The following is a 330-nucleotide window of genomic DNA, read 5'->3' on the forward strand; positions in this document are numbered from 1 at the left end:
TTTCAAGATATTCTGTTCGCTGATGATCATAGTCTTGTGCGTCTGCATTATAATGCACCTCGCCATCCAATTCAATAATTAATTTTTCCTTAGCACAATAAAAATCTACAATAAAAATCTACAATAAAATTAGAAATACTATGCTGTCTATTGAATCTGCGATTTTCAAATTGTCGAGCTTTAAGATGGCTCCAGAGAAATGCTTCGGCAGGAGTTAGGTTATTTCTTAGCTCACTTCTGAATACTTTGAGGTGTTTGAGAGTATGACGTTTGTCGTTTTGTTTGGCCATTTTATGCGGGTTGAAGATCTGGTTAAAAATCTATTATTTT

Annotated in this window: 2 protein-coding genes; both read right to left on the reverse strand. The window is 33.9% G+C overall.

Features of this window, described 5'->3' with window-relative positions:
• A partial coding sequence (locus H593_RS21345) for a hypothetical protein (protein WP_425414365.1) occupies positions 1–58 on the reverse strand: 58 nt, incomplete at its 3' end.
• A 31-nt stretch (positions 59–89) separates the two neighbouring features.
• The gene (locus H593_RS20595; RefSeq protein WP_245585066.1) at positions 90–290 is read right to left on the reverse strand and encodes an endonuclease domain-containing protein; all 201 of its coding nucleotides are present in this window, start codon (positions 288–290) and stop codon (positions 90–92) included.
• Positions 291–330 lie beyond the last annotated feature (40 nt).

This window comes from Psychroserpens burtonensis DSM 12212, assembly GCF_000425305.1.
In the GTDB taxonomy this organism is placed as follows: domain Bacteria; phylum Bacteroidota; class Bacteroidia; order Flavobacteriales; family Flavobacteriaceae; genus Psychroserpens; species Psychroserpens burtonensis.